We start from the raw sequence: 23,655 nt of genomic DNA on the forward strand, positions 1-23,655 counted from the left end.
AGCTGTGGTGGGCCGGGGAGGGGAGTTCCTTCACCCCGCCTTGCTGACTTCCCGAACGATGTCGAGGAACGCCCGGAGCGCAGAGGGGACGCTGCGATGTCCTGGATAGTAGACGGCTGCGGCTTCGGTGGCCTGGAGCCACGGCGACAGCACTTCGCGCAGTTGCCCGGCGGCGAGCGCGGCAGCGGCCGCGGCCTCGACCACATACGCCACGCCGAGGCCACAGACGGCGGCGTCGACCATCAGCTCCTCGTCGTCGAGCACGACGGGCCCAGTCACATCGACCGAAAGCGCCTGGCCGTTTCGCTCGAAATCCCATCGATAGAGCCTGCCGCCGGGCAGCCGGTGGCCGATGCACTCGTGCATCTTGAGATCCTCGGGAGTCTTGGGCGAGCCCGCGCGATCCAGATAGGCGGGCGCCGCCACGCAGACAAACCGCATGGGGCGGGTCAACGGCACGGCGATCATGTCCCGAGGGATGGAGCCGACCAGTCGCACGCCGGCGTCGAAGCCGCCGGCCACGATATCGACCAGCTCGCCCTCGACGACGATGTCTACGCTCACTTCGGGGTGGCGGGCGGCCATCAGCGGGAGCACGTCCCTGACGATCAAGGCCGCGCCGACACGCGGCGCATTGATCCGCACCGCGCCGGTCACCTCGCCGCGAAAGCCGGCAACGCTTTCGAGAGCGTCGTCCAGCGCACCCAGCACCGGTTTCAGCCGGGCTAGCAGTTCCAGGCCGGCCTGGGTGGGCGCGACGCTGCGGGTCGTCCGGTTGAACAGGCGCACGCCCAGCCGCGTCTCCAGCGCGCGGATCGTATGGCTCAAGGTGGAGGGCGCCGTCGCAAGCTCATCGGCCGCTCGACGGAAGCTGCGATGGCTGGCGACGGCCACAAAGGCCGTCAGGTCGGTGATCGAAGGACGCGACATTGATGGTGATTTCACATCAAGCCATGCCGATTTCAAATTCTAATCGAACAGTCCGCGACGCCGCATCTAAGCCCCGTCGACGGACCTTCCGCCGTCGGCAGCAGAAAAGGAGCCACTCATGGCCGAGCGCGACGCGATCTTTCCTAATTCCAAGAACGCCCTCAACGACCTTCACCAATACTCGCCGGCGATCCGGTCAGGCGACCTTCTCTTCGTGTCCGGCCAGGTCGGCGCACGCGGCGACGGTTCGCCCGAACCGGACTTCGAGGCCCAAGTCCGGCTGGCGTTCGCAAACCTGAAGGCGACGCTGGCGGCGGCTGGATGCGGGCTGGACGACATCGTCGACGTGACCAGCTTTCATACCGATCCCGAGAGCCAGTTCGACACGGTCATGGCGGTCAAGAGCGAGATGTTCCCGCAGGCGCCTTATCCAAACTGGACGGCGCTCGGCGTGACCTGGCTCGCCGGCTTCGACTTCGAGATCAAGGTCATTGCGCGCATCCCTCGATAGGCTGCCCGACACGTGCGGGGCCGAGCCGAACATTGCCGGCTTGGCCCCTGACGCTTGCCGAAAGCGGATTGAAGGTTTGCTTGCTGGAGGAAGGCCAAGAACAGGAGGGCGGAGAACTGCTAACCGCCCAAGTCGAACAGGATCTTTCCTTTGCGACCGGAGCTCGCTTGGTGGGCCAGCGCATCCCGGAAGGCTTCCAGCGGATAGTGGGCCGCCACGACCGTAGTCGCCGCGCCGGCGCGGATTTTCACGAAAGTCTCCTCCATGGTCACATGAGGCGAGGCATTTTGTGTTCGGCATGGAAGCGTCCTTGATGGGCATGATCACGCCGCCTTGCGGCTGGCGGCGGCCGTGAGCGCGGCCGAGACAAAGAGGATCAAGGCGGCGACGGTGAAGGCGGCGGCATAGCCATTGGCGTCGACCAACAGGCCTCCGAGGCCGGCCCCTAGGGTGATGGCCAGTTGGATGACGGCGACCATCAAGCCGCCGCCGGCTTCGGCGTCCTCGGGCAGCGTCCTGCTGAGCCAGGTCCACCAAGCCGAGGATGACGGCGTGCTGATCAGACCCCAGAGACCAAGGAGTGCGGCGGTGACGATAGGCAGGGCGCCGAACCCGATCAGCGCCAGCGCCAGGACCGCCATTGCGGCTGGCGGCGCGATCAGGGCGATCCGTAGGCCTTTGCGCAGCAAGGGGCCGACAAGGACCGAGCCGACCAGGCCGGCAAGGCCTATGAGCAGGAGAAACAACGACAGAGCGCCGGGACCAACACGCGTCACGCCTTCCAGGAACGGGCGCAGATAGGTGAAGAGCGCAAAGCGTCCCGCGAACAGGGCGGCCACTGCGGCCATGCCGATGGCGACCCTCGGAGCGCTCAGGACCTGGAGAACGCCAGCCGACCGCACGGTCGAGGTCGCCGGCAGGGCGGGCAGGGTCAGGTATTGCAGGTTGAGGGCGCGAGGCACGTCGGCCTCGGGCACCAGGCGCATCACCGTAGCGGCGGACATCGACCAGAAACCGCCGACCACAACGCCGATGAGGGCGCGGCCGGCCATGAAGAAACCAGGTCCCGGAGCGAAGGCGACCATCAGGCCCGAGAGGATCATCAAGCCGGTAAGCCCGAGCAGTACCTGCCGGCGATCCAGATCGCGGATCAGCCGTGGGATCATCAGACTGGTGATCACGGCGAAGGCGCCGGAGATGGCGATGGCCTGGCCGGCCTGCCCCTCGGTGATGCGAAGGTCGGAGGCGATGGGCGTCAGCAGGCTGACGGGCAGGAACTCCGAGGCAATCAGGGCCGAGACACAGAGCGTCAGGGCGTAGACGGCGCCCCATGAACCTTGGCGGGCCTTCGCGATAGGGCTTTTTGCTGCGGCGTCGACGGACATGATTTCTCACGCTGATCGGGGGCGTGCCCGGGACAGTGAGATAGCGGCCATTGAGGGTGGGGATTAGAGGTCGATCGCACGATGGACCGATGAATTTTGCTCAACGATCGTGAGGAGGATCTAGAGGCCCAGCGGAGCCATCTCGCGCACCAGGTCGATGAACAGGCGAAGCGCCGCCGGCACTTGGCGGCGACTGGAATAGTAGATGTGGTAGCCGCCGCCGATCGGCGCCCAGTCGTCCAGGACGGTTTTGAGCCGCCCGCTTGCCAAGTGCTCGCGCACCATGGTGTCGGCCACGTACATCAGGCCCGCGCCCTCCAAGGCGGCGGCGACGCCAAGACGACCGTCGTCAACGGTCAGGCTGCCCGGGACGGCGATCGCCAGGTGTTCCTCGCTCCGTTCGAACTCCCAGCGATAGAGGCTTTCGTCGCCGATGCGGATGCGGATGCAGCGGTGAGCGACCAGATCGTCCGGGTGCTGCGGAGCGCCGAACCGTTTAAGGTAGGCGGCCGAGGCGATGACGATCCAGCGGATATCAGCCGACAGGCGCTGGGCGATCATGTCTTCCGGAACGGTGCCGCCGTAGCGGATGCCCGCGTCGTAGCCAGCCTCGATGACGTCGATCAGGCGATTGCTGACCGACACCTCCAGTTCGACGTCGGGGTAGCGCTCGACAAAGGTCGGCAGGACAGGGGCTACGAGGTGATCGGCGGCGTCATTGGGAACGTTCAGGCGAACGCGGCCCATCGGCGCGTCGCGGAAACGGTTGACGATATCCAAGGACTGGCCGATCTGCGCGAACGGCTCCTGGATAGCGGCGTGCAGCGCCTCGCCGGCCGCAGTCAGCGTCACGCTGCGGCTTGTACGGTTGAACAACCGCACGCCGAGCCGCTCCTCAAGGCCCCGCAGGGCATGGCTGAGGGCCGACGCGCTAAGGCCAAGCTCGAGACCGGCGCGGCGGAAGTTTCGATGCCGCGCGATCTCGAGGAAGTAGGACAGATCGGCGAAGTCGGATCGACGGAACTGCATCTGTTGGCTTGTCTGCCGCGGTGGGGACGGAAGTACCGACAACTAGCCTCAGTTTGGCCTCATCGCACGCCGTTTCGCGCGGACCGTTGAGCCGGCCTCAACGGGCGTGCCTGCCAACTCTCAGTTCATTGCGCCGTCAAGGACGGGCGGACGGATCCGCCCCAGCTTGCTGCGCAGCGTCTCCAGGCTGCCGGCCTTGGATGGACCCGGCGCACGGCCGACGCCTTGACGTCCGCAATATGAAGGTCGATCAGGTCGGCAAAATCTCGTATGCTTGGACGGCTTTCGACGTGGGCTTCCGCCCGATGTCGATCTCGCGCTCGATGCGCCGAGCCCACATCTCCGCATCTTTGCGTTGGATGAAGGTCTGGCTCGTATATTGGCCTCGACGCCGAATGACGACCCGCCACTTGCCGGAGGGAAGCTCTTGGATCGTTGCCGATGTATGTGCATCCCGTGTGCGGTGAGCGATCGTAGAGCGGCGAAAAGTGTCGTAGCAGGGCGTGCAAAGGGCGAACTTGCACAAGTTGCAAGATCTTGATCTTAGTAATGAAGCAATTTCAAGCACATAGATTTTCCGTTGCGCCCATGATGGACTGGAGTGATCGCCATTGTCGGTCGCTGCATCGGGTGCTGTCGTCGCGGGCGCTGCTCTATTCGGAGATGGTCACCACCGGCGCGGTGCTGCACGGCGATCGCGAGCGACTGCTTGCCTATGACGCTGGCCAGCATCCGGTGGCGCTGCAACTGGGGGGCTCGGAGCCTGCGGATCTCGCCGCGGCCGCGCGGATCGGCGAGGACTACGGCTATGACGAGATCAATCTGAACGTCGGGTGCCCGTCCGACCGCGTGCAGAGCGGGAAATTCGGCGCCTGCCTGATGCGCGAGCCCGATCTCGTCGCCGACTGCATGGCCGCCATGGCGGCCGCCGTGAAGGTTCCGGTCACGGTCAAGTGCCGCATCGGCGTCGATGACCAGGATCCGGAAGAGGCGCTGTTCACGCTCGTGGACAAGTGCGTCGCCGCCGGCGTGTCGACCTTCATCGTCCACGCCCGCAAGGCCTGGCTGCAGGGCCTGTCGCCCAAGGAGAACCGCGACGTCCCGCCGCTCGACTATCCGCTGGTCTATCGGCTCAAGCGCGAGCGTCCGGGCCTGACCATCTCGATCAACGGCGGCGTGCCCGGCGTCGACGCGGCGCTGGAGCACCTGCAGCACGTCGACGGCGTCATGCTGGGCCGCGCGGCCTATCACGAGGCCGGCCTGCTGGGCGCGGTCGATCGCCGGGTGTTCGGACTGGATGCGCCGGACGTCACGCCCTTCGAGGCCGTCGAGCGCTATCGCCCCTATATCGAGGCCAGCCTGGCGCAGGGATGGCGCCTGGCCGGGATCACCCGTCACATGCTGGGTCTGTTCCACGGCCTGCCGGGCGCCCGCGCCTGGCGTCGCATCCTCACCGTCGAGGGGGTGGGCGAGGGGGCCGGTATCGAGGTCGTCGACAAGGCTCTGGAAGCCGTCCGTCGCGCCGTCGAGGAGCGCGACACCCGTGGCGCCCAGAACACGGTCGAGACCGCCGCAGGCTGAGCCTTAGGAACTCTTGCGGCGTCTTGCGGGTTTGCCGCCCGAACAAGACTTCAAGGGACTTCCGAAAATGAAGATGCGGATTTTCGCGGCGACGGCGGGCGTGGCTCTTCTCGCGGCCGCCGGCGCCCACGCCCAGGACGGCGGCAATTTCGCGCTCGGCGCCAATGTCGGCACCCCGGGCCTCGGCGTCGAGGCCCAGTTTAGGCTGAACGACAGCCTGGTCGTGCGCGGCGGCGGCGACTGGCTCGACTTCGACCACGACGAGACCTATGGCGACGTCGCCTACAAGGGCAAGATCAAGTCCAAGACCGGCGGCGTCTTCCTCGACTGGCACCCAATGCAGGGCGGGTTTTTCGTCTCGGGCGGCAGCTATTTCGGCAAGCGCAAGCTGAACCTGGCCGGCACGCCGACCGGCGACACGCAGATCGGCGGCGTCACCTTCACCCCCGCCCAGATCGGCACCATCACCGGCGACGTCGAACTGTCGGACGCCCAGCCGTTCGTCGGCCTGGGCTGGGACAACACCTTCACCCGCGACGGCGCCTGGGGCTTCCGGGCCCTGGCCGGCGTGTCGTTCAGCGACAGCCCTAAGGTCGACCTCACCGCTTCGGGCGGCACGCTGTCGAACGACCCGACCTTCCAGCAGCGCCTGCGCGAGGAAGAGGCCGAGGTCCGCGACGACGCCAAGGACTTCAAGTACTTCCCGGTCGCCCAGGTCGGCGTGACCTACCGCTTCTAGGCCACCAGAGGCGCGCGGACGGCGCTCGCCGCCGCCTGTGCGTCGGCCGGCGCCAGCAGCACCTGCAGGCCGCGCTGGCCGCCGTTGATGTAGACCCGGTCCAGCGCGAAGGCCTCGTCCTCGATGGCGGTCGGGACCTTCTTCCTCTGACCGAAGGGGCTGACCCCGCCCACCTTGAAGCCGGTCAGGCGCTCGGCGTCGGCCGGCTTCATCATGGCCGCCGCCTTGCCGCCAAAGGCCGCCGCCAGCTTCTTCATGCTGACCTCGCGGTCGGACGGCACGATCACGCAGACCGGCTTGCCGTCGACCTGGGCCATCAGGGTCTTGAGCACCTTGCCAGGCTCGACGCCCAAGGCCTCGGCGGCCTGCAGACCCACGCGCTCGGCGCCCGGGTCATAGTCGTAGGTCGCCACCTCGAAGGCCACGCCGGCCTTGGAAAGCGCCAGGGTGGCGGGCGTGCTCTTGGACATGGAAGCTCCCTTCGACTGCGCGCCGGTTGATGGCGCAAAGCGAAGAACCGGTCTAGCAGTCGCTCGCAGTTTTCCGACGGACCGCCTCAAGATGACCCGCGCCGAGATCGAGCCCTTCCACGCCATCGGCATCAGTCGCCTGGCGCACCAACTGAAGGGAGAGGGGGCTTCGATCATCCACATGGAGTTCGGCCAGCCCTCGACCGGCGCGCCCGCGCCCGCCATCGCCCGCGCCCATCAGGTGCTCGACACCGACGGCATGGGCTACTGGGAAAGCCCGGCGCTGAAGGCCCGCATCGCCCGCCACTACCAGGAGGCCTATGGGGTCTCGATCGAGGCCGAGCGGGTGGTGCTGACCTGCGGCGCCTCTCCGGCATTGGTGCTGGCGCTGTCGAGCGCCTTCTCGCCCGGTGATCGCGTCGCCCTGGCTCGGCCGGGCTATGTCGCCTACCGCAACAGCCTGAAGGCGCTTCACCTGACGCCGGTCGAGATCGCCTGCGGTCCGAAGAGCCGCTACCAGCTCACCGCCCGGGCGCTGGCCGACCTCGACCCGGCGCCGGCTGGCGTCATCATCGCCAGTCCCGCCAATCCCACCGGCACGATCATTCCGCCGGAGGAACTGAAGGCCATAGCGGACGTCTGCCGCGAGCGCGGAATCCGCATCGTCTCCGACGAAATCTATCACGGCCTGTCCTATGTCGGGCCGACCCACTCGATGCTGGAGTTCGAGTCGTCTGCGCTGATCGTCAACAGCTTCTCAAAGTACTTCAGCATGGTCGGATGGCGCCTGGGCTGGCTGGTCGCGCCGGCCGATCTCGTTTCGCGCGCCCGGGCCTTCGTCGGCAACCTGTTCCTGACCGCCCCGTCGCTGAGCCAGCACGCCGGCCTGGCCGCCATGGACGCCCGCGACGAGCTTGAGGGCCATGTCGCCGTCTATCGCACCAACCGCCAGCTGCTGCTCGACGCCCTGCCGTCCTTGGGCCTCACCGCCATCGCTCCGCCCGACGGGGCCTTCTACATCTGGGCCGACATCGGCCACCTGACCGACGACAGCCTGGCCTTCTGCGAGCGCCTGCTGCGCGACACCGGCGTGGCCACCGCGCCAGGCCTCGACTTCGATCCGGTCGAGGGCCGCCACTTCATCCGCTTCAGTTTCGCGGTCTCTACGCAAGAGGTGCGCGAAGCCCTGGAGCGCATTCAACCGTGGTTTGCAGCTCAGGTGCGAAATTCCAGATAATGCGTTGACTATCCATTATGTGAGAATAAAGCTGCGCCCGTTCCGGTGTTGAAAGGGTGGCGACGGCTGCTCGCGCGGCGTCTCGACCGCCCCGGTACGGGAGGGCGCACCGCCATGGATCCTTTCAACCGCCGCGATTTCCTGCGCACCGCCGCCCTGGCCGGCGCGGTCGCCCCGATGGCGGCTCAAGCCGCCCAGGCCAAGGCTGCGTCCAAGGCGCCCGCCAATCTCGACGCCGAGGGCGTGCGCTGGCTGGACGGCGCGCCGCCTGCCGCCCACGAGGGCCAGACCTTCGGCCTGCCCTGGCCGCGCGGCGCCCAGAAGCCCAAGGCGACCTTCGCCATCGCCGGCGCTGACGGCCAGCCCGTGCCAGTCCAGACCTGGCCGCTGGCCTACTGGCCCGACGGTTCGCTGAAGTGGACCGGCCACGCCATTCCCGCCGACGCAGGCCGCGCCGAGACCCTCAAGGTGGTGGCCGGCAAGCCCGCTGCGCCGGCCGCGGCCGTCTCCGTCCGCGAGAGCGCCGACGCTGTCGAGATCATCAGCGGCGAGCAGTCCTGGACCATCCCGCGCAAGGGCGCCGACATCATCGCTCGCGCCACCGTCGCCGGCCGCGAGACCGTCCGCAACGTGCGCCTGGTGGCCCTGACCCAGGACAAGCCCGACTTCGACAGCGGCCCGGTCGCCGAGACCCGTTTCGAGGGTCGGATCGAGAGCCTCGTCGTCGAGCAGAAGGGGCCCGTCCGCGCGGTCGTGAAGCTGGAAGGCAAGCACCGGGGCGCCGGCCGCGAGTGGCTGCCCTTCACCCTGCGTCTCTACGTCTATGCCGGCGGCCGATCGCTGCGGATCATGCATAGCTTCGTCTTCGACGGCGACGAGAACCGCGACTTCATCCGGGGCCTGGGCCTCGTCGGCCAGGCGCCGATGACCGACCCGCTGTACGACCGCCACGTCCGCTTCGCCGGCGAGAACGACGGCGTCTGGGGCGAGGGGATCCGCCCGCTGACCGGCCTGCGCCGCGATCCGGGCAAGGCCTGGCGCGACGCCCAGGTCGCCGGCCAGAAGACCCCGGGGCTGGAGGGCATGGCCCCGACCGTCTCCAAGCGCCTGGACCTGATCCCGGCCTGGGGCGACTTCACGCTGAGCCAGCCCAACTCCGACGGCTTCTCGATCAAGAAGCGCACCAAGCCGGGCCACGGCTGGATCGACGCCATCACCAGCGGCCGGGCCACGGGGCTTGGCTATATCGGCGGGGCCAGCGGGGGCGTGGCCTTCGCCATGACCGACTTCTGGAAGCGTTGCCCGACGCGGCTCGATATCCGCAACGCCCATACGGACTTTGCCGAATTCACCGTCTGGCTGTGGTCGCCCGACGCCCCGGCCATGGACCTTCGTTTCTACCACGACGGCATGGGCATGAACGATCACCCGGCCGAGCGCGAAGGCCTGGAGATCACCTACGAGGACTACGAAAAGAACTGGGGCCGGCCGCTGGGCATCGCCCGCACCAACGAGATCACCCTCTGGGCTCTGCCCTCGACGCCCTCGCGCCCCGACTTCGCGGCCATGGCCGCCCGGCTGCGCGCAACGCCGCGCCTGGTGGCCACGCCGGCCCGCCTGAAGGCCGCCGGCGTGTTCGGCGACTGGAGCCTCGTGGATCGCTCCACCCCCACGCGCCGGGCGCTGGAAGACCAGAATGACGGCCTGCTCGAGTTCTACATGCTCGATGTGGAGCAGCACCGCTGGTACGGCTTCTGGAACCACGGCGACGTCATGCACACCTATGACAGCGACCGTCACGTCTGGCGCTACGACATCGGCGGTTTCGCCTGGGCCAATTCCGAGCTGTCGCCGGATCTTTGGCTGTGGCTGTCTTTCGTGCGCTCGGGCCGGGCCGACGTCTTCCGTCTGGCCGAGGCCATGACCCGGCATACCGGGGAGGTGGACGTTTGTCATATCGGCCCGTACCGGGGGCTGGGCACGCGGCACGGCGTGCAGCACTGGGCCGACAGCTCCAAGCAGCCGCGCGTCTCCAACGCCGCCTACCGCCGCTACTACTACTACCTGACCGCCGACGAGCGGGTGGGCGACCTGATGCACGCCCTGATCGACTCCGACGAGAGCCTGACCCGCGTCGATATCGGCCGCAAGCTGCCGGGCGCCCAGCCCTCGCGCCCGCCGGGCGTGGTCGACATGGGCTTCGGCACCAGCTGGAGCGCCTTCGCCGCCGCCTGGCTTACCGAGTGGGAACGTACGGGTGACAAGCACTGGCGCGACCGCATCGTGGCCGGCATGGACACCATCGCGGCCATGAAGCAGCAGTGGTTCGCTGGCGGCACGGACTTCGACCTCAAGACCGGCAAGTTCCTGGGCAAGGGCGAGACCGTCAGCGTCTCGCACCTCAACGCCGTGTTCGGCGCGGTCGAAGTGCATTCCGAGCTGTTCCAGCTAATCGACAATCCGCGCTATCGCGAGGCCTGGCTCGACTACTGCCAGTTCTACAACGCCTCGGACGCAGAGTTCCGGGCCAAGACCGGCGCGCCGGCCAAGGGGCGCAACCTCAAGGAAGGCCATTCGCGGCTGACCGCCTACGCCGCCTTCCACCGCAAGGATCCGGCCCTGGCCCAGCGGGCCTGGCGCGAATACTTCAGCGGCGATGCGGGCCTGGGCATCGGCACGATCGCCACCAAGCGCCGTGTCGATGGTCCCGCGGTCATCGAGCCGATGGAAGAGATCCCGCGCATCTCCACCAACGCCAGCTCGCAATGGGGCCTGGCCACCATCCAGAACCTGGCTCTGATTGGCGACGTCCTGGAAGAAGCCCGCGCCAACCTGCCGGCCGTCGGCAAGCGCGGCCAGGATTTGGGCAAGGACACGTTCTAGGACTGGTTTGCTCGGGTTAGCCGAGCTGCTCACCATCCGTAAAATCCCTGCGTTCGCGGGGGTTTTACGGAGTAAAAAACTACTCCGCCGCCTCCAGCATGGCCGGCGGTTCCTGCGCGCCGCCGCGCTGGACGGCCAACGGCAGGCGCACCTGGGCCATCAGGCCCTCGCCGGTGTTGGACAGGCGGATTTCGCCGCCGTGGGCGCGGACGGTGGTGCGCGAAGTGGCCAGGCCCAGGCCCACCCCCTGCTTGGTCGAGGTGCGGGCCGCGACGCTGCGATAGAAGGGGGTGAAGACACGGCCCAGCTCGTCCTCGCTCATGCCCGGACCCCGGTCGCGGATCTCGGTCACGGCCTCGTCGCCGTCGACATAGAGGCGCACCCGGGCGCTGTCACCGTACTTGACGGCGTTGTCCACGAGGTTGGTGAACACCCGCTGCAGGCCCAGCACGTCGATCTCGACCTGCGGCGCGGCGCCGGCCTCCAGCACCACGTCGCCGCCGGTGATCTCGGCGTCGTCGACCACGCATTCGACCAGCGAGCGCAGATCCACGTGCTGACGAGCCCCAGCCTCGGCGTTCTCGCGCATGAAGGCCAGCACCGAATTGATCATCGCCTCCATCTGGTCGATGTCCTGGCCGATCTCGCGGCGCAGGGCCGGCGAGGCGCGCTCCAGCCTGAAGCGCATGCGGGTCAGCGGGGTGCGCAGGTCGTGCGAGATGGCCCCGATCATCGCCGTGCGGTCGTTGATGAACCGGGTCAGGCGGGCCTGCATCTGGTTGAAAGCCCGCGCGGCGCGGCCGATTTCGGCCGGCCCGTTGGCGGCCAGCACCGGCGAGGACGGGTCGCGCCCTAGAGCTTCGGCGGCGTCGGCGAAGCCGGCCAGCGGGGCGACAAGACGGCGGGCGAACAGGTAGCCCACTGGTCCGACGATCGCGAACGATACCAGGAACCACAGCAGGACCCGGCGCTGCCAGCTGTTGGGGAAGCCCTCGGGCTTGGGCTGCAGGGTCACCCAGCGGCCGTCGGCGATGCGCAGGGCGGCCACGAAGTCGCCCTCGATATAGGGCGCGGGCGCCAGGCCGAATAGGCCGCGGGCCGTCGGCGCGGGCAGGGCGCGGCCCTGCGGTTGGGGCTTGGCCTCGGCGACGACGGCGGGCCGGAGCGCTTGCGGCGCGGCCAGGCTCGGCGCGGCGGTCACCGTCTCGACCAACGGGCGGACGCGAGGCGTCAGGGGCGGCGGCGTGGCCACGATGTGGGCCGCCATCGGCTCGGGCGAGGCCTGCGGCGGAGGCGCGGCCACGGGCTCGGATGGTTGGGAGACCGCCATGAAGGTCGAGGTGCGGAACGGGGCGGTGAACAGCGGGTCGGCCGAGAGGCGTTGCGCCAGGCGGGGCATCACGCGCGGCGGTCCGGCGATCGCCGAGCCGCCTGCGCCGAGGCCGGCGGGACGGCCGAAGCCGCCCTGTCCTGGGCCGCCTTGTGCGACCTGTCCGGGTCGGGCCTCGCCCGGGCGCATGGCCGGACGCGCGTCGCCGATCACGCCGCCGGGGCGATAGTCGGCGCGAGCCAGGCCCTGCTGCGGGATCCGTCCCTGGCGCCAGGCGCCGCCGGGCGTCGGCGCGCCGGAAAAGGATCCGGCCGGAAAGCCCTGGGCCCCCACGGCGCCCGGCGGGCGCATGCCGGGCATCGGCCGGGGCATGCCGCCGGGGCCGGCCATCGGCTGGGCCTGGGCGTAGGAGGTGAACAGCAGGGTGATGGGCGAGGGGCTGGCCTCGGCCCTCTGGCGCAGCGCCCCGCCGCCCGCGCCGGCGAACGGCGGCGGGGCGTAGAACAGCAGCCGCACGTCGTCGGGATCGGCGTTCAGCAGCCGCGCCAGGTCGGCGCTGGAGCGCTCGGAGGCGACCCAGCCGGCGCTGTTGAGGCTCGGCGGCTCGTTCTCGATCGTCCGGACCAGCGGGCGACTGGAGCCGGTGTCGATGGCTGCGCCCCTCAGGCCGGCGGCGATGTCGGCCAGGCTGTGCTGCTCGGGCGGCTTGGGCGGCAGCAGCAGGGTCAGGGCCAGGGTGGCCAGCTGGGCCACCACCAGGCTGCCGACCAGCAGGCAGACGATGCGCAGGGCGATAGGCGCGTCGGGGCGGCGCAGCTGGGCGATCAGGCGCTTCATTCGATCACCACCTTGGCGTCCAGCACGTAGCCGACGCCGCGATAGGTCTTGATCAGTTCCTGGTCGCACTGGGCCTCGATCTTGCGGCGCAGACGGCTGATGTGCAGGTCGACGCCCCGGCCGACGGTCTCGGCGGCCTCGCCGCGGATGACGGTCAGCAGGTCTTCGCGCGAGACCACCGAGCGGGCGTTGTCGAGAAGGAGCGAAAGGATGGCCAGTTCGCCTCGCGTCAGCAGCAGCAGCATGCCGCCCGGGGCGGTCAGCTGGCGGGCCGAGAGGTCCAGGCGAAAGCCAGCGAAGGCGTAGATGTTGCGCTTGGGATTGCGGCCTTGCGGCCCGGCGGCTGCGCGGCGGCGCATCAGGGCCTTGACCCGGGCCAGCAGTTCGCGCGGCGGGATCGGCTTGACCACATAGTCGTCGGCGCCCAGTTCGAGGCCCAGGATCCGGTCGACGGCCTCGCCCATGGCGCTCAGCATCAGGATCGCCGGGCCGTCGGGGCGGGCCAGCTGCCGGCACAGAGACAGGCCGTCCTCGCCGGGCAGGTTGACGTCCAGCACCACGACGTCGACGGCGTGGGCCTCCAGGATCTCGCGGGCGGCCTCGACGGCGCCGGCCTGGCGCACGGCGTAGCCCTGGGCGCCGAGATAGGCGGCCATCTCGCGGCGAAGGACGTCGTCGTCCTCCACCAGCAGGACGGTCGCGGTCTCGGTGATCGAGGCGTCGGGGGTCATGGGCTCCCGGTTATGACATGGCGAAAGCATCCGCGTCCCGGCCGCGGGCAGGGCGAGGGGGCGGCGGCGCGCGTCATGACGTCGCGGCGGCGCCTGCGGGGCGCCTGGGGGCGCGACTGGCGCGGGAGGCGGGCTCAAGGTTCCGCTCCATGGTTGCGGCGCGGACATGCCTCTTCAATTCGAACTGCCGGCGATGGTCGCCAAAAAGTACGGAATCGTTGCGGATCCTGGCCCATGAGCCAGCTTTGCAGGCGTAACGCGTCTGCAATTTGTCGCTATGTATCCGCCTTGTATCGTTCGGCGCGGCTGCAGATACGCAAGGCTCGGACGTGTTGGGAGTCGGCCGGCGGCCTGTCGGTCAACGCCCGCTGGCGACAGGACCCAGGAGCAACCGCAGTGCGCCGGCCCCTGGGTCCCGGATCGGCCTTCGGCCGTTCGGAAAGGCGCTAGTTCGCGATCTTCGGCAGCCCGTCCATGATCGCCGTCAGCGCCAGCACCGTCTGGCCTTCCATGGCGCTGTGGCCGGCGTCGGTCTTGACGTAGCTGGCCGGCGGCGCGCCGATCTCTTCCAGGGCCGCGACCAGGCGCGAGGCCTGCGACAGCGGGCAGACCTGGTCGAAGCGGCCGTGGACGATGTGCAGGTCCAGGCCCTTCAGCTTGTCGACGTTGCGCACGATGTAGTCTGGCTCCAGGAACAGGCCATTGGCGAAGAAGTGGGCCTCGATCTGGGCGAAGCACAGGGCGAAGTCGGCCTCGCCGAACTTACCCGCGTCGGCATTGTCGGGGATCATGTTCGAGATCGTGCCTTCCCAGACCGACCAGGCCACGGCCGCCTTCAGCTGGCGCTCACGCTCGGCCGCATCGGCCGGGACCATGTCGAAGATCTTCTTGTAGGCGCCCATGATGTCGCCCCGATCCTCGGGCGCGATCACCTCGACGAAAGCCTTCCACTCGTCGGGATAGGCGATGTAGGCGCCCGGTTCGGTCAGGGCGTAGGGCGTCTGGGTGAAGGCCGCCGCATTGCCCTGGTACATGTAGAGCAGGTCTTCGGTCGCGCCGAGGAAGATGCCGCGCAGGATCAGCGAGGCCACTTTGTCGGCGTGGCGGATGGCGTAGGTCAGCGCCAGGGTGCTGCCCCAGCTGCCGCCGAACACGTGCATGCGGCCGGTAATCCCCAGCGCGTCGCGCAGCCTGTTGATGTCGTCGACCAGGTGGTCGGTGGTGTTGTTGGTCAGGGCCGTCTGCGGGCCGGCCGAGGCGACCGTCGGCTCGCTCTTTCCGCAGCCGCGCTGGTCGAACAGGATCACGCGATAGCGCTTGGGATCGAAGAAGCGGGCCATCGGCGGGGCGCACGCGCCGCCGGGGCCGCCGTGCAGGAACATCACCGGCTCGCCGTCCGGATTGCCGTATTCTTCCCAATAGAGCTTATGGTCGGGCGCGGTGTCGACCTGCAGCAGGCCGCTCTTGTTGGCGATCGGCTGATCGTACTTCCATTCACCAGTGACCTTGCTGGTGGTCCGCAACCGCGAGAAATTCATAACTCGACCTTTCGTGAGGCTGTCCGCCCGTGTCGCTTAGATGCGCTCGTCAACGACGACCGCAAGTCAAATCGGCCGATCTCGACAGGATCGGGGCGGCCGCGTAACTCAGCCTTCCGCCGCGCCCGCAAGGAGGGATCATGGCCAATCCCGTCTCGCTGCTGGCGCCGGCCCTGATCCCGTCGTGGAACTTCTTCGACGTCATCGCCGCCTCGCCGCGCGTCGAATACGCCCTGGCCGACGCGCGCGACGCCGTCTTGGACGCCTGGACCGAATTTAGGCCGCGGCCCCAGCGGCTGTCGCCGGTCGCCATGCTGGCGCGGCTGTTCTGGAACGCCCGCTGGAACGAGAGCCTGTTCCTGGTCAGCTGCGCCGAGCGTCTCGTGGAGGAACCGACGGCTCACGGCGAGGACGAGATCTTCCGCCGCATCGCCGCCGACCTCGCCGGGCAGCCGGACGCCGCGCCGTGGCTGTCGTTCCGGCTACTGTTCATCGATCCCACGGGCGAGCGCGAGGTGCTCTACCAGGCCGCGCCGCGCCGGCTGGCGGACCTCGACCTCCGATGAGCTTCGATCATGCCCTTCGCCTGACCGAGGCTTTGCTGGCCCTCGCCCTGGTCCAGCAGAGCCTGGAGCACCTGCGCGCCTTCCGCCATGAACGGTTTCTGTTCGGCGTGCGCATCGTCCTGTGCCTGCTGGTTCTGGTCGGCGTCGCCTCGCCCTGGCCGCTGGTGGCCCTGGCGGGCCTGTCGCTGCTGATCCTCCAGCGCTTCCAGGGCCCCTACAACGGCGGCAGCGACCGGCTGGGCCTGCTGGCGCTGTGGTGCGTGACCCTGGCGCGGGTGCTGCCGGTCGAGCAATGGCGCGAGCTGGCCTTCGGCTATCTGGGCGTGCAGCTGATGCTGTCCTACTTCATCTCCGGCTGGGTGAAGATCGTGAACCCCGACTGGCGCAGGGGCGTGGCGCTGCGCCAGGTCTTCGCCTTCTCGGCCTATCCCGTCGCCGAGAGCCTGCGCGGCTGGGCAGGCCGGCCGCGATTGCTTGTAGCCATGTCGTGGGCGGTGATGCTGTTCGAGCTGGCCTTTCCGCTGACCATGATCTCGCAGCCGTCGCTGATCGTCGGTCTCGTCGTCGCGGCGACCTTCCATCTGGTCAACGCCTGCCTGTTCGGCCTCAACCGCTTCTTCTGGACCTGGCTGGCGGCCTATCCGGCCATCCTCTGGCTGCAACAGCGCCTGTTCTAGCCCCAGGCGGGGAAGGTAAGGCAGGTCGGTCGATTGACGGCCAGCTCCTGGCCGGTGGCGGTCAGGCGGCCCGATGCGCTGTTGCGCGCAAGAACCGTCACCGTATCCGAGCCTTGGTTGGCCACCAGCAGCCAGCGGCCTGACGGATCGAGGCCGAAGCTCCATGGCGTCTTGCCGCCGGTGGGGACGCGCTGGATCTCCCGCAGTCCGCCCCCGACCTTGTCGACCTCGTAGACGATGATGACGTCCTCCACGCGGATCGAGGCGTAGACGAAGCGACCGTCGGGGCTGACCGCCACCTCGGCGCCGTTGATCGGCGGCAGCCCGCCAGCACGCAGGGTCTGCAACAGCTCCAGCTGGCCGCCCCGCAGGCGATAGACGTGGATCTCGGGCGTGATCTCGCTGAGCAGATAGAGGTATCGGCCGGTCGGATGCAGCGCCATGTGGCGGGGTCCCGTTCCAGGCGGCAGCACGGCGGAGGCTTCGCTCGCCGGACCCAGCGTCTGGGCGGCCGCATCGTAGGGGTGGACGAATATCCGGTCCGCGCCCAGGTCGGCGACGAGGGCGTGACGTCCCGTCGGGTCGACCAGCACCGCGTGGGCGTGCGGCCCATGCTGCTGCGGCGAGGGCCCCGAGCCCGTATTGGCCTGCACCGAGACCGGCGGTTCCAGTCCGCCGTCGCCGCGGACGGGCAGGGCGGCGACATGGCCCGTGCCATAGTGCGCGACCAGCAGGCCGCCGGCTTCGCTGTCCAAAGACATGTGCGCCGGACCACCGCCGCCGGAGGCGACCGTCGAGATCACCGTCAGGGCGCCGGTCGCCGGATCGGCCTTCAGCGCATGGACCTTGCCCTGTTCGCCTTGGCCGTAGCCGGTCTCGCTCAGGGCGTAGAGCGCAGGCAAGGCGGGATGGGCGACCAGCCAGGTCGGGCGCAGCAGGGGCGCGACGACGCCGATCGCAGTCAGCTTGCCGGCGCTAAGGTCCAGTCGGGCGGCGAAGATCCCCTGGCCGTCCTTGTCGGCCTGGCCGCCGACATAGACCAGCCGCTCGCCCCGCGACGCCGCATGCGAGACCGGCGCGGCCATCAGGCCGAGCGCGCCGGCGGCGACCGTGCGGCGGGTGGGCGAACCGTGTCTGGAATCGGTCATCGGCGTCTCCTCGCACCGTGCTTGTCAGGCTTTCGGCGCCTCGTCGATAAGACCACTCGGGTTTCTGCTTCGAAGAAAATCGCGCCGGGTTTGACGGAAATCGGCGGGCCGTGCATCGCTCCCTCCAGAACAACTCGACCAGAGTGATTGGGGCGGAAACGGTGTCGGAGGGGCGTGCGCGCGTCGTGGCTTGGATCGGGCGGGAAATCCTGCCCCACGAAGCCGACCTGCGCGCCTGGCTGCGGCGGGCCTTCGCCACGGCCGGCGACGTCGACGACATCGTGCAGGAGACCTACTGCCGCCTGGCGGGGCTGGCCCATGTCGACCACATCGGCGAGCCTCGGGCCTATCTGTTCCAGGCCGCCCGCAGCGTGGCGCTGGAGCAACTGCGGCGAGCGCGGGTGGTGCGGATCGACACGGTGACGGAAATCGACGCGCTGAACGTCGAACTGGACGAGCCTTCGCCCGAGCGCATCGCCGGCGGCCGGCGCGAGCTGGAGCGGGTGCGGCGGCTGATCGCCGCCTTGCCCGACCGCTGCCGCCGGATCTTCGAGATGCGCAAGATCGAGGGATTGCCGCAACGCGAGATCGCCCGCCGCATGGGCGTGACCGAGAACGTGGTCGAGAACGAATCCGTGAGGGGGCTGCGCGCCATCCTCGCCGCCCTCGCCGAGGGTGAAACCGAACAACCCACGGCCGTCAGGAGGCCGAGTGCGCATGACCGAACGCGAAAGCGCCGCTGACATCGAGGCGGCCGCCGCCCGATGGGTGGTGCGCGCCGATCGCGGAGACCTGGATCCGGCCGAGCTGGAGGCCTGGCTGGCTGCCGATACGCGTCGGCAGGGCGCCTTCGTACGCGCCCAGGCCGCCTGGGGTCTGCTGGATCGTGGACGGGTGCTGGGCGCACAGGAGCCCAAGGACGCGCCGCGTCGCCGCATTGGGCGCCGGGGCCTGCTGGCCGGATTGGGCGCGGCGGCGGCGGCGTGCGTCGCCGTGGTCGTGTCGCCGCGCCTGCTGTCGGCGCGCTACGGCACTACGGTAGGCGAGATCCGCCGCGTGCCGCTGGCCGATGGTTCGCTCGCCGCCATCAACACCGACACGGCGCTGGAAGTGGCGATGAAGCCGCGCAAGCGCGAGGTGCGCCTCGATCGGGGCGAGGCCTGGTTCCAGGTCGCCAAGGACGTCGAGCGTCCGTTCGTGGTCGAGAGCGGTCCGGTGCGGGTGAGGGCGGTCGGCACCGCCTTCTCCGTGCGCCGCCGCGACGGCGGCTGCGAGGTGCTGGTAACCGAAGGCGTAGTCGAGGTCTGGTCGGAAGGCGCTGGCGAGGTCCCGCGACGCGTGACGGCCGGCGAACGTGTCTTCGCCTCCGACAGCGCTGGCGCGGCCCAGCCGGTGCCGGCGTCGCTGGAGATCAACCGCGAGCTGGCTTGGCGGGAGGGCCAGATCGTGCTCGATGGCGAGGCTTTCGGAGCGGCGGCGCAGGAGTTCAACCGCTACAACGCCCGCAAGATCGTCATCGCCGACCCGGCCCTGGCCGAGCAGAAGCTGGTCGGCTGGTTCCGCACCAACGAGCCCGAAAGCTTCGCCCGCGCCGCCGCCGCCAGCTTCGGCGCCCGCGTCACCGTGCGCGGCGACGCCATCCTCGTGCAGTCCGTCGCGCCTTTGGCGGAATAGGGATTTCGCCGCTCACGGAGGACGGCCTCCGAAAAAAATTCGCAGCGTTCTGACGGAAACCGGTTTCCGGCCCGTCGCTCAAGACAGGCGCTCCCAGAAGCGCCGTGCGAAACAAACAAATAGGGAGGGCGCGGAATGGGTTATCCGCGAGACGTCTACGGAAAATCGGCCCTGATGCTGGCGGCGGGCGCCGCCGCGGTGCTGGCCAGCAGCCAGGCTCAGGCCCAGACGCGCAAGTTCGACGTGCCGGCCCAGGCCGCGGCCACCGGCATTCCCCAGTTCGGCAAGCAGGCCGACCTCCAGATCCTGGCCCCGCAAGCGGCCGTCCAGGGCAAGCGGGTCAACGGCGTTCACGGGACCTACACCGTCGCCGAGGGCCTGTCGCGTCTGCTCGATGGCGCGAACCTGACCGTGGTTTCCAACGACGGCCGCACCGCGGTGCTGGGTCAGAAAGGCTCGGTGCAGCTGGCCTCGACCGCGCCCATCGCCATTCCGCAGCAGTCAGAGCCCGTCGGCGACACCATTGAGGAGCCGGCCGCCGTCGAGGAGGTGGTCGTCACCGGCTTCCGCGCCAGCCTGGGCAGCGCCCTGAACATCAAGAAACGGACCAGCGGCGTCGTCGACGTCATCAAGGCCGAGGACATCGCCGACTTTCCCGACGCCAACCTCGCCGAGTCCATCCAGCGCGTGCCGGGCGTGTCGATCGCCCGTGACGCCGGCGAGGGACGCCAGATCACCGTCCGGGGGCTGGGTCCCCAGTTCACCCGCGTGCGCATCAACGGCGTCGAGGGGCAGAGCACGGCCAGCGGCACCGACAGCTCGGGCGGCGCCAACCGCAACCGCGCATTCGACTTCAACGTCTTCGCCTCGGAGCTCTTCAACAGCATCACCGTGCGCAAGACCGCCTCGGCCTCGACCGAAGAGGGTTCGCTGGGCGCCACGGTCGACCTGCAGACGGGACGGCCCTTCGACTACAAGGGCGCGACCCTCGTGGTCTCGGCCCAGCAGGGCTACAACGACCTGTCGGAAAGCTGGGACCCGCGCTTTGCCCTGCTGGCTTCCAACACCTGGGCCGACGGCAAGCTCGGCGCCCTGGTCTCGGTGGCCTACACCGAGCGCAACCTGCTGGAAGAGGGGCACGGCTCGGGCGGCTGGCTGAACGGCACGGAGGTCGGCGGCTTCAGCCCGGCCTCGACCTTCAGCCAAGCCAGCTCGGCCAGCGTCTTCACCCCGCGCTTCCCCCGCTACGGCCGCCTGACCCACGACCAGAAGCGCCTGGGGATCACCAGTTCGCTACAGTTCCGGCCCGACGAGAAGACCTTGGTCACGGCCGACTTCCTCTATTCGGACTTCAAGGCCACCCGCACCGAGAACTGGCTGGAAGCTCTCTCGTTCGCCCGCAACGCCGCCCAGGGCGGCCGCCCCGAGATCATCGTCCGCGACGGCGTGGTGAACTCGAAGGGCGACATGGTCTATGGCCTGTTCGACGACGTCGACGTCGAGAGCGAGACGCGTTTCGACAAGCTCCGGACCAAGTACACGCAGGCCACCTTCACGGCCGAGCACCGCTTCACCGACCGTTTCAAGGTGACGGGCCTGGTCGGCTTCTCGAAGTCCGACTTCGACAACCCGATCCAGACGACGGTGATCCTCAACCGCGAGAACGCCGACGGCTTCTCCTATGACTACCGCAACAACGCCAAGCTGCCGGCGATGAACTTCGGCTTCGATGTCACCGACCCGCTGGCCTACAATTTCGGCGCGGCGCGTTCGGAAATCCGCTTGCGGCCGCAGGGCGTGACCAACACCATCCAGACCGCCCAGCTCGACGGCGACTATGAGCTCAACGACACCTTCCGCCTGAAGGCGGGCGTGAACCTGAAGAAGTACGAGTTCGACTCCTGGGCCCTGGCGCGTGTCAACGAGTCCGTCGTGCCGACCCTGCCGGCCGGCGTCACCCTGGCCAGCCTGACCAACCTGGTCAGCGGCTTTGGCAAGAACCTCGGCGGTTCGGGCTATCCCACCAGCTGGGCCGCGCCGGACCTGAACGCCTTCGCCAAGCTGTTCGACATCTACAGCGGCACGGGCCTGTTCGAGCTGTCGGGCGCCAGCAACTCGGCCGCGCGCGGCAACATCCGCAGCGTCGAGGAGAAGGACACCGCAGCCTACGTGCAGCTGGACTTCAACTCCGACCGCTTCGCCTGGCCGATCCGCGGCGACGTCGGCGTGCGCTACGTCAAGACCGAGCAGAGCTCGACCGGCTACCAGCTGGTCTCCGGCGCGGCCCAGCAGGCCACGGTCGATCGCGACTACGAGGACGTGCTGCCGGCCCTGAACCTCACCGCCGAGGTCACGCCCGACTTCCTGCTGCGCTTCGGCGCGGCCAAGGTCATGACCCGTCCGAACCTGGGCAGCCTGACGCCCGGCGGCAGCCTCAGCGTCGTGGGCGTGTTCAGCGTCAGTTCGGGCAATCCCTATCTCGACCCGATCCGGGCCACGACCTACGACCTGTCGGCCGAGTGGTACTTCGCCAAGGACGCCCTGCTGTCGGTCGGCCTGTTCTACAAGGACATCGACAGCTACATCCAGACGCAGCGGGTCTCGCAGACCTTCGCCGCCTCGGGCCTGCCGACCAGCCTGCTCGACGGCCTGGCCGGCGTGTCGGCCAGCGACACCTTCCTGTTCAGCAAGCCGGTCAATACCGAGGGCGGCCCGCTGAAAGGCATCGAGATCAGCTACCAGCAGCCGTTCAGCTTCCTGCCGGGCCCGCTGCGCCACACGGGAGCGATCTTCAACGTCACGATCGTCGACTCCAAGATCGACTACATCTCGTCACGCTCGGCCACGGGCTTCGTGCAGAACGACCTGGTGGGCCTGTCGAAGAACGCCTTCAACGCCACCCTCTACTACGAGGACAGCAAGTTCAGTGCCCGCGTCTCGGGCGCCTATCGCGACAAGTACCTGACCGCCGTGCCCAGCGGTACCTCGACCAACGACATCGACGGGGTGCGCGACACCTTCACCGTCGACGCCTCGGCTTCGTACCAGATCAACAAGCGCCTGAAGATCACCTTCGAGGGGCTGAATCTGACCGACGCGTTCAACGAGCAGTACACCGACAGCGTGCGCGACAGCATCTACGTCTATTCGCACACCGGCCGGCAGTACAATTTCGGCCTTAGGTACTCGTTCTAGGCCGCACCGAACCTTCCTCCTCCCAGGGGAATGTTGGGCGTCGGCCGTCCCTCCCGGCCGGCGCCCGCTCTTTTTCTTTCGAGGCTTCGATGACGATGGTTTCGCGACGGGCCGTGGCGGCCGGACTTCTGCTGCTTCCTGGCGTCGCCTCCGCCGCACCACGCTATGACGCCGTGCTTAAGCGCCCGGACGATCCGCGCCGGTTCTCGGCGCCGACCTACGACAAGCTGTCGGCGGCCGTTGCCGCGGCGCCGGCGAACGGGACGCAGCCCTTCCGCATCCTGGTGACCAAGGGCGCGTTCGACGAGCAGGTGGTCATCGACAAGCCGTTCATCCACCTCGTGGGCGAGAGCCGCACGGGCTCGATCATCACCCATCTGGCCGCCTCGGGCCTGACCGCGCCCGACGGCAAGCGCTGGGGCACCTTCCGCACGCCGACCGTGTTCGTCCGCGCGCCGGACTTCGCGGTTCGCAATCTCACGATCCGCAACGCCTTCGACGGTCTGGGGGAAATGACCAAGCCCGGCGGCCTGCATTCGCACGACGGCGGCGGTCCGCAGGCCGTCGCCCTGATGCTCGACAAGGGCAGCGACCGCGCGCGGTTCGCCCAGGTCGATATCCTCAGCTACCAGGACACCCTGTTTCCCGACGCTGGCCGCAGCCTGTTCGAGCGCTGCCTGATCACCGGCAGCTACGACTTCATTTTCGGGGCGGGCAGGGCGTTCTTCAGGGACTGCGAGATCCGCTCGCTGCCGCGACCGGTCGACCCGGTCGACGGCTATGTCGTCGCGCCCAGCACGCCGATCGACCAGCCGTTCGGCTTCGTCTTCAAGGATTGCCGCCTGACCAAGGCTGTGGGCACGGCGCGACACTCGGTCTATCTGGGCCGGCCCTGGCGCCCGTCCAGCCAGTTCCCGGATGGTCGCTATGGCGACCCCAGGTTCGTCGGAGCAAGCGCTTTCATCGACTGCTGGATGGACGACCACGTCGCCCCGGAGGGCTGGACGCAGATGTGGTACACTGACAAGGACGGCAATCCGCGCACCATGCTGCAGCCGGAGGACGCCCGCTTCTCGCAATACGGCTCCAAAGGCCCCGGCGCGGCCGCCTTCCGGCGCGGCCGCACGCTGAGCGCGACCGAGGCCAGGGCGATGGACGTCCGCGCGGTGCTAGCCGGCTGGTCCGTCTGAGGCT

Annotated in this window: 20 protein-coding genes; 11 read left to right on the forward strand and 9 right to left on the reverse strand. The window is 68.7% G+C overall.

Going from position 1 to position 23,655, the window contains the following annotated elements; all coding sequences use genetic code 11:
* Positions 1-30 precede the first annotated feature (30 nt).
* Complete coding sequence (locus tag DDF67_RS22025; RefSeq protein WP_109454935.1) at positions 31-930, reverse strand: LysR family transcriptional regulator; 900 nt, start codon at positions 928-930, stop codon at positions 31-33.
* Positions 931-1,048: 118 nt separating this feature from the next.
* Between DDF67_RS22025 and DDF67_RS22030 the strand changes: the two genes are divergently transcribed.
* Positions 1,049-1,441, forward strand: a complete 393-nt coding sequence (locus tag DDF67_RS22030; RefSeq protein ID WP_109454936.1) for a RidA family protein — start codon at positions 1,049-1,051, stop codon at positions 1,439-1,441.
* Positions 1,442-1,560: 119 nt separating this feature from the next.
* Here DDF67_RS22030 and DDF67_RS26165 read toward each other — a convergent pair whose 3' ends face one another.
* From DDF67_RS26165 to DDF67_RS22045, 3 genes are all read right to left on the reverse strand, one after another.
* Positions 1,561-1,692, reverse strand: a complete 132-nt coding sequence (locus DDF67_RS26165) for a hypothetical protein (RefSeq protein WP_233247737.1) — start codon at positions 1,690-1,692, stop codon at positions 1,561-1,563.
* A 72-nt stretch (positions 1,693-1,764) separates the two neighbouring features.
* Positions 1,765-2,826 carry an MFS transporter gene (locus tag DDF67_RS22040; protein ID WP_109454938.1) on the reverse strand — a complete coding sequence of 354 codons (1,062 nt, stop codon included), beginning with the start codon at positions 2,824-2,826 and terminating at the stop codon, positions 1,765-1,767.
* A 120-nt stretch (positions 2,827-2,946) separates the two neighbouring features.
* The gene (locus tag DDF67_RS22045; RefSeq protein ID WP_109454939.1) at positions 2,947-3,855 is read right to left on the reverse strand and encodes a LysR family transcriptional regulator; all 909 of its coding nucleotides are present in this window, start codon (positions 3,853-3,855) and stop codon (positions 2,947-2,949) included.
* Between the two features lie 549 nt (positions 3,856-4,404).
* Between DDF67_RS22045 and dusA the strand changes: the two genes are divergently transcribed.
* Positions 4,405-5,436, forward strand: coding sequence for a tRNA dihydrouridine(20/20a) synthase DusA (gene dusA / locus DDF67_RS22050; protein ID WP_408608627.1), 1,032 nt, complete (start codon positions 4,405-4,407; stop codon positions 5,434-5,436).
* A gap of 67 nt (positions 5,437-5,503) precedes the next feature.
* On the forward strand, positions 5,504-6,175 hold the full coding sequence (locus DDF67_RS22055) for a hypothetical protein (protein ID WP_109454941.1): 672 nt from the start codon (positions 5,504-5,506) through the stop codon (positions 6,173-6,175).
* Here DDF67_RS22055 and ybaK read toward each other — a convergent pair.
* On the reverse strand, positions 6,172-6,645 hold the full coding sequence (gene ybaK / locus DDF67_RS22060; RefSeq protein ID WP_109454942.1) for a Cys-tRNA(Pro) deacylase: 474 nt from the start codon (positions 6,643-6,645) through the stop codon (positions 6,172-6,174). The genes DDF67_RS22055 and ybaK overlap by 4 nt on opposite strands.
* Positions 6,646-6,736: 91 nt before the next feature.
* Between ybaK and DDF67_RS22065 the strand changes: the two genes are divergently transcribed.
* Positions 6,737-7,882 carry a pyridoxal phosphate-dependent aminotransferase gene (locus tag DDF67_RS22065; RefSeq protein WP_109454943.1) on the forward strand — a complete coding sequence of 382 codons (1,146 nt, stop codon included), beginning with the start codon at positions 6,737-6,739 and terminating at the stop codon, positions 7,880-7,882.
* A gap of 114 nt (positions 7,883-7,996) precedes the next feature.
* On the forward strand, positions 7,997-10,765 hold the full coding sequence (locus DDF67_RS22070; RefSeq protein ID WP_109454944.1) for an exo-rhamnogalacturonan lyase family protein: 2,769 nt from the start codon (positions 7,997-7,999) through the stop codon (positions 10,763-10,765).
* A 79-nt stretch (positions 10,766-10,844) separates the two neighbouring features.
* On the opposite strand, the gene DDF67_RS22075 is transcribed toward DDF67_RS22070, so the two are convergent.
* From DDF67_RS22075 to pip, 3 genes are all read right to left on the reverse strand, one after another.
* Positions 10,845-12,932, reverse strand: coding sequence for an ATP-binding protein (locus tag DDF67_RS22075; protein ID WP_109454945.1), 2,088 nt, complete (start codon positions 12,930-12,932; stop codon positions 10,845-10,847).
* A complete protein-coding gene (locus DDF67_RS22080) occupies positions 12,929-13,663 on the reverse strand; it encodes a response regulator (RefSeq protein WP_058347945.1) in 735 nt (244 codons plus the stop codon). The genes DDF67_RS22075 and DDF67_RS22080 overlap by 4 nt, the downstream gene beginning before the upstream one ends.
* 446 nt (positions 13,664-14,109) lie before the next feature.
* On the reverse strand, positions 14,110-15,201 hold the full coding sequence (pip, locus tag DDF67_RS22085) for a prolyl aminopeptidase (RefSeq protein ID WP_109454946.1): 1,092 nt from the start codon (positions 15,199-15,201) through the stop codon (positions 14,110-14,112).
* A gap of 140 nt (positions 15,202-15,341) precedes the next feature.
* On the opposite strand from pip, the gene DDF67_RS22090 reads away from it, so the two are divergent.
* Positions 15,342-15,767 carry a hypothetical protein gene (locus tag DDF67_RS22090; protein ID WP_109454947.1) on the forward strand — a complete coding sequence of 142 codons (426 nt, stop codon included), beginning with the start codon at positions 15,342-15,344 and terminating at the stop codon, positions 15,765-15,767.
* Positions 15,764-16,444 (forward strand): HTTM domain-containing protein, encoded by a 681-nt coding sequence (locus tag DDF67_RS22095; protein WP_109454948.1) that lies wholly within the window; start codon positions 15,764-15,766, stop codon positions 16,442-16,444. The genes DDF67_RS22090 and DDF67_RS22095 overlap by 4 nt, the downstream gene beginning before the upstream one ends.
* Here the strand turns inward: DDF67_RS22095 and DDF67_RS22100 are convergent.
* On the reverse strand, positions 16,441-17,592 hold the full coding sequence (locus DDF67_RS22100) for a lactonase family protein (protein ID WP_109454949.1): 1,152 nt from the start codon (positions 17,590-17,592) through the stop codon (positions 16,441-16,443). The two genes, DDF67_RS22095 and DDF67_RS22100, sit on opposite strands and share 4 nt — an antisense overlap.
* 161 nt (positions 17,593-17,753) lie before the next feature.
* Here DDF67_RS22100 and DDF67_RS22105 point away from each other — a divergent pair, with 161 nt between their 5' ends.
* The 4 genes from DDF67_RS22105 (at position 17,754) to DDF67_RS22120 (ending at position 23,651) form a co-directional block, all read left to right on the forward strand.
* Positions 17,754-18,335, forward strand: coding sequence for an RNA polymerase sigma factor (locus DDF67_RS22105; protein WP_109454950.1), 582 nt, complete (start codon positions 17,754-17,756; stop codon positions 18,333-18,335).
* On the forward strand, positions 18,310-19,266 hold the full coding sequence (locus DDF67_RS22110; protein WP_109454951.1) for a FecR family protein: 957 nt from the start codon (positions 18,310-18,312) through the stop codon (positions 19,264-19,266). Before DDF67_RS22105 ends, DDF67_RS22110 begins: the two co-directional genes overlap by 26 nt.
* A gap of 135 nt (positions 19,267-19,401) precedes the next feature.
* Entirely contained in the window at positions 19,402-22,461 is a 3,060-nt protein-coding gene (locus tag DDF67_RS22115) for a TonB-dependent receptor (RefSeq protein WP_109454952.1), read from the forward strand.
* A gap of 89 nt (positions 22,462-22,550) precedes the next feature.
* Positions 22,551-23,651: a pectinesterase family protein gene (locus DDF67_RS22120; RefSeq protein ID WP_109454953.1), complete on the forward strand. Its 1,101-nt coding sequence runs from the start codon at positions 22,551-22,553 to the stop codon at positions 23,649-23,651.
* Positions 23,652-23,655 lie beyond the last annotated feature (4 nt).

This window comes from Caulobacter endophyticus (genome assembly GCF_003116815.1).
Taxonomy (GTDB): Bacteria; Pseudomonadota; Alphaproteobacteria; order Caulobacterales; family Caulobacteraceae; genus Caulobacter; species Caulobacter endophyticus.